This is a genomic window from Candidatus Ruminimicrobium bovinum (assembly GCF_902760015.1).
Classification (GTDB): domain Bacteria; phylum Elusimicrobiota; class Endomicrobiia; order Endomicrobiales; family Endomicrobiaceae; genus Ruminimicrobium; species Ruminimicrobium bovinum.
Map to the genome: position 1 here is coordinate 1 of NZ_CACWEU010000082.1, position 5,317 is coordinate 5,317.

5 protein-coding genes are annotated in these 5,317 nt (G+C 34.3%); 3 read left to right on the forward strand and 2 right to left on the reverse strand.

The annotated features are described in order from the left end of the window. Positions 1-11: 11 nt before the first annotated feature. The 3 genes from pnp to ACMUOV_RS02920 all read left to right on the forward strand — a co-directional run bounded on the left by pnp (position 12) and on the right by ACMUOV_RS02920 (position 2,827). Positions 12-2,072 (forward strand): polyribonucleotide nucleotidyltransferase, encoded by a 2,061-nt coding sequence (gene pnp, locus ACMUOV_RS02910; protein ID WP_413853555.1) that lies wholly within the window; start codon positions 12-14, stop codon positions 2,070-2,072. Between the two features lie 8 nt (positions 2,073-2,080). Next, the gene (locus ACMUOV_RS02915) at positions 2,081-2,536 is read left to right on the forward strand and encodes an acetyl-CoA carboxylase biotin carboxyl carrier protein (protein ID WP_413853551.1); all 456 of its coding nucleotides are present in this window, start codon (positions 2,081-2,083) and stop codon (positions 2,534-2,536) included. Between the two features lie 90 nt (positions 2,537-2,626). Continuing rightward, the gene (locus ACMUOV_RS02920; RefSeq protein ID WP_413853552.1) at positions 2,627-2,827 is read left to right on the forward strand and encodes a winged helix-turn-helix domain-containing protein; all 201 of its coding nucleotides are present in this window, start codon (positions 2,627-2,629) and stop codon (positions 2,825-2,827) included. Positions 2,828-2,834: 7 nt separating this feature from the next. Here ACMUOV_RS02920 and murC read toward each other — a convergent pair whose 3' ends face one another. Beyond that, a complete protein-coding gene (gene murC, locus ACMUOV_RS02925; protein ID WP_413853553.1) occupies positions 2,835-4,193 on the reverse strand; it encodes a UDP-N-acetylmuramate--L-alanine ligase in 1,359 nt (452 codons plus the stop codon). Between the two features lie 59 nt (positions 4,194-4,252). Further along, a partial coding sequence (locus tag ACMUOV_RS02930; protein ID WP_413853554.1) for an ATP-binding protein occupies positions 4,253-5,317 on the reverse strand: 1,065 nt, incomplete at its 5' end.

The following is a 5,317-nucleotide window of genomic DNA, read 5'->3' on the forward strand; positions in this document are numbered from 1 at the left end:
ATGGAGCAGAAATGGAAAAAACAGAAACATCCTTTAATGTAGCAGGAAAAGAAATTAAGGTTGAATTCGGTCATCTTGCAAAACAGGCAAACGGTTCCTGTGTAGTTCGTTTAGGCGATACAATGGTTTTGGTTAATGCCGTTGCTTCGGCAACTCCTAAAGAAGGAACGGATTTTATGCCTTTAACCGTTGATTACAGAGAAAAGACATATTCCGTAGGTAAAATTCCCGGCGGATTTTTTAAAAGAGAAGCAAAAGCCAAAAACAGCGAAATCTTGGTAAGCAGACTTATAGACAGAACTATAAGGCCTTTGTTTTCCGATTTTTGGAGAAACGATACACAGATAACGGCAACAGTTATTTCTCACGATTGTGTTAATGAAGCAGCAATAATAAGTATAATAGGTGCATCTGTTGCATTAAAACTTTCAAATATACCTTTTGAAAAAACCGTAGGTGCCGTCAGGATAGGAAGAATTGACGGTAAATTAATAGTAAATCCTACACTTGAAGAACAGGAAAAAAGCGAGTTGGATTTGGTTGTCGGCGGAACTGCAGATGCTTTAACAATGGTTGAAGCAGGTGCAAATGAGCTTTCAGAACAGGAAATGCTTGATGCTTTGAATTTGGCAAAAGAAGAAGTAAGTAAAATTTGTAAATTTATTGATACTTTACCTTCGAAGGAAAAACTTCCTGTTTCGGAACCCGTTATAGATGAAAATTTAAAGAAAATGGTTGAAGCCGAAGTTATTTCAAAAGCAGAAGAATGTGTTACCATAAAAGATAAAACCGAAAGGGATACTACATGGGCTAAATTTAAAGAAGAAATACAAACAAAATTAGCCGAAACTTTCCCGGAAAAAAGCAAAGACATCGATTTTGTTATGGAGGATATTTTCTATAACAAAGCAAGGCAGTTGGTATTGACTAAAAATATAAGAACAGACGGCAGAAAACTAACCGAAATAAGGCCTATTACATGTGAGGTGGGGTATTTACCAAGAGCACACGGCAGTGCAATATTTACAAGAGGTCAAACACAGTCGTTGGCTTCGGTTACTTTGGGAACACCGGAAGATATGCAGGTTATGGATGAGTTAACCGGTGAATATAAAGAAAGATTTATGTTACATTATAATTTTCCGGGTTTTGCGACGGGCGAACCTAAACCGGAAAGGTCTCCCGGAAGAAGAGAAATAGGGCACGGCGCTTTGGCAAGAAGAGGACTTAAAGCGATACTTCCGGAAGAAAAAGATTTTCCTTATGCAATAAGGATAGTATCGGATATTTTGGAATCCAACGGTTCATCTTCAATGGCTTCGGTTTGCGGAGGATGCCTTGCATTGTTTGATGCAGGTGTTCCTGTAAAATCGGCATGTGCAGGTATTGCAATGGGGCTTATGCAGGACGACAAAAATTATGCAATATTAACCGATATTATGGGTATGGAAGACCACTTGGGTGATATGGATTTTAAAGTTGTAGGAACAAGAAAAGGTATTACCGCTTTACAGATGGACATAAAAACTACAGGGCTTACAACAGAAATTATGGCACAAGCCCTTGAACAGGCACGTGTCGGCAGAATGGAAATTCTTGATAAAATGGAAGCCGCAATAAACAAACCCAGAGAAGAACTTTCAAAATATGCTCCTAAAATATCCGTATTAACAATTCCTCAAAGTAAGATAGGCGGTTTGATAGGGCCCGGAGGCAAAAATATAAGGAATATTCAGGAATCCACCGGTGCAAAAATTGATATAGAAGAAGACGGAACGGTGTTTATTTCGGCAGACAATACGGCTTCTTTGGAATGTGCAAGGAATATTGTTGAAGGTTTAACAGCTGAAGTTGAAGTAGGAAAAACATATAAAGGAAAAGTTACAAGAATAATGGCTTTCGGTGCTTTTGTTGAATTTTTGCCGGGCAAAGAAGGGCTTGTTCACATTTCAAAACTTGCCAAAACAAGAGTTAAAAAAGTTGAGGATGTTGTTTCGGTGGGTGAAGAAATTGTGGTTAAAGTAGATGAAATAGATAACCAAGGCAGAATAAACTTAAGTAAAAATATGTAGAGGACAATATGCCTAATAACGAAAAAGAAAAGCAGCTTCAAGAAGAAGTAAAAGCTTTGTATAAAATTATGTGCGACGAAAAAGTTGAAGAGATGGAAATAAAGTCTGCGACTTCCCGTTTTCATATCAGAAGAAAAACCGTCAATGATAAATGTAAGCATACTGTTATCAAAAATATAGTAAATGAAAAGAACGAACAAGAACAAGTTGTTGAAGAAGAAAACAATGAAACTTTAAAATCTCCTTTAACAGGTGTTTTTTACAGATCGGCATCCCCTTCAAGCCCTACTTTTGTTAAAGAAGGGGATATTGTTGCCGAGGGTAAAACTTTATGTATAGTTGAAGCGATGAAAGTAATGAACGAGATAAAAGCTCCGACAAAAGTTAAAATATTAAAGATTTTAATTGAAAACGGAAAACCTGTTGATAAAGATACCGAACTTTTTGTTGTTGAAAAAATGTAGTTTAGGTTATTGGTTTTTGAATTATACGGCTATAAGTTAAAATAACCTGTAATCCCATAACCTGATAAACTGTCTTTTGGTGGTAAAAATATGATTGATATTATAGGCACTGTTGCAGGACAAATTTGGAGATACCTTGATGCAAACGGAGAATCGACTCCGATTCAAATAAAAGCAAATTTAGGTTTATCAAATACAATGCTTTACCTTGCTCTCGGTTGGTTATCGAGAGAAAACAAGGTAAACATTACACCCCACGAATATACTTATAAAATATCACTGATTCGTTAAAATCGGCTTATAATAACTTTAGCAATTCTTCTCCCTGTTGCCAAACATTACCTGCACCTAATGTAAGCAAAATATCATTTTCTTTTAGTGTTTCGGCAACAGAATTTATATCGGTAAATTTATGAACTTCACACTTGTTTTCACGAGCAGAATTTATAATTAAATCCGAAGTAATACCTTTTATCGGTTTTTCGCTTGCGGCATAAATATCCATAATATAAATTACATCGGCTTTTTTTAATGCTTTTCCGAATTCATTATATAAATTTTGTGTTCTTGTATATCTGTGCGGTTGAAATATTGTAACCAACCTTTTATTGGGATAATTATGTTTTAATGCGGATAGGGTTGCTTTAACTTCCGTCGGATGATGGCCGTAATCATCAATAACAGTAATTCCTTTTTTTTCTCCTTTAACTTCAAGTCGTCTTCCTACACCGCCGTAATTTGCCAATGCCGTTTTTATATTTACAAAAGGTATATCAAATTGCAGTCCTACACCTATTGCCGCCAACGAATTTAATACGTTATGTTCACCCGGAACTTTTAATACGATTTTACCGAGTTTTTTACCCTTATAAATAACATTGTATTCCGTGTTACCGTTTACAACGGAAATTTCGGTTGCCGTTATATCGGGTGTTCCTTTAAAACCGTAAGTTATATATTTTCTTGCGGCATAAGGTAAAATTTCTTTTACCAAAGGACTGTCCGTACATACAACGGCACATCCGTAAAAAGGAAGACTGTTTATATGTTTTATAAAAGCATTTTTTAAATTTTCCATATTACCGTAATAATCAAGATGGTCGTTATCTATATTTGTAACAACGGTTATTACGGGTGATAATTTTAAAAAAGAACCGTCGGATTCATCGGCTTCGGCAATCATATATTCGCCTTTACCGAGCCGAGCATTTGTTTTCAAATTTTTTAATTTACCGCCGATAACTATTGTCGGATCAAAACCGCCTTCATCAAGAACCATTGACGTAATTGATGTTGTTGTTGTTTTACCGTGAGTACCGGCAATTGTAATTGTATATTTTAACCTTGCAAGTTCGGCAAGCATTTCTACACGAGGAATAATGATAATTTTATCTTTTACGGCCTGTTGTACTTCCGGGTTATCTTTTGAAATAGCAGTTGAAGTAACAACAACATCTATATTTTTATTTTTTATGTTTTCGGCTTTTTGACCTATATATATTTTAGCACCTAATTCTTTTAACCTTTGAGTAACTTCGGTTTTTTTAATATCGGATCCGGAAACCTGATGACCCAAATTTAATGCAACTTCCGCAATACCGCTCATACCGGCACCGCCGATACCTACAAAATGAATTTTTTGTTTTCCGTTAAACATATTTCCTCTTTTATTTATTATATTATAAGAATTACTTAAATTAAAAATAAAATTCCATGTTATAGAATTAAACTGTTTATAAATTGCTCTGCAATTCTCGGTGAACGATTACCGCGATTTAATGCAAAAGTTTCGGCTTTTTGTGCCAATTCTTTTTTGTTTGTTTCAATATTATTTCTTTCGGCAAGTGCAAAAACAATTTCAAGATAAAGGTTTTTATCCGGCTTTTCAAAATATACGGTTAACCCGAATCTGTCGGAAAGCGAAGTAAGTTCCTGTATGGTATCGTTAATATGAATATCATCATTATTTTGTCTGTCGGAAAAACTTTCTTTTACTATATGACGTCTGTTACTTGTTGCATAAATAACGGCATTTTCGGCTTTTGCTCCCGCAGAACCTTCCAAAGTCGCTTTTAACATGCTGAAACTGTCATCGTTTTTATTAAAAGAAAGGTCGTCGATAAATATTATAAATTTCAAAGGATTATCCGTAATTTTATCCATAATATAAGATAAACTTAAAAGTTGATCTTTTCTTATTTCTATAAGGCGAACGCCTTCATTGTAAAAATAATTCGCACATGCTTTAACGGTGGAAGATTTTCCCGTTCCGGCGTCACCGTATAATAAAACATTTGCGGCAGGTTTACCTTTACATAAAGCTTTCGTGTTATCAAAAATTTGTTTCCTTTGTTCTTTATAACCTACAAAAATATCTGCCGAAATTTTATCTGCAGATTTTATAGGTATAATTTGTTCGTTTGAAACTTTAAACATTTTTGATGCGGCAAAAATACCGTAACCGACTTTTGAAATATTTTTTATTTGATTTTTATAGATTTTACAAAAATCCGTCGGAATATTATTGAATTTCGGAATATATCCTTTAAAATCAATTTCACAAAAAAGTTCATCGGTTGTAATTTTTGAAAGTTTTGAAAAAATTTCAAGTTCTTTAATTGCATTTTCCGAAAGGTATTTTGGAATTTCTTTTTTATTCGCAACCGATACTATGTATTTATTTTCATCGGTACAAATTGCATTACATAAAAAATCGGAAAAGCAATAATTGAATTCGGCCAAAGAATAAACAAATTTACCGAATGAATAAAATTTTTTTTG

Coding starts and splice junctions, on each gene's coding strand:
- ACMUOV_RS02915 (WP_413853551.1), top strand. CDS start 2,081: ATGCCTAATAACGAAAAAGAAAAGCAGCTTCAAGAAGAAGTAAAAGCT.
- ACMUOV_RS02920 (WP_413853552.1), top strand. CDS start 2,627: ATGATTGATATTATAGGCACTGTTGCAGGACAAATTTGGAGATACCTT.
- murC (WP_413853553.1), bottom strand. CDS start 4,193: ATGTTTAACGGAAAACAAAAAATTCATTTTGTAGGTATCGGCGGTGCC.
- pnp (WP_413853555.1), top strand. CDS start 12: ATGGAAAAAACAGAAACATCCTTTAATGTAGCAGGAAAAGAAATTAAG.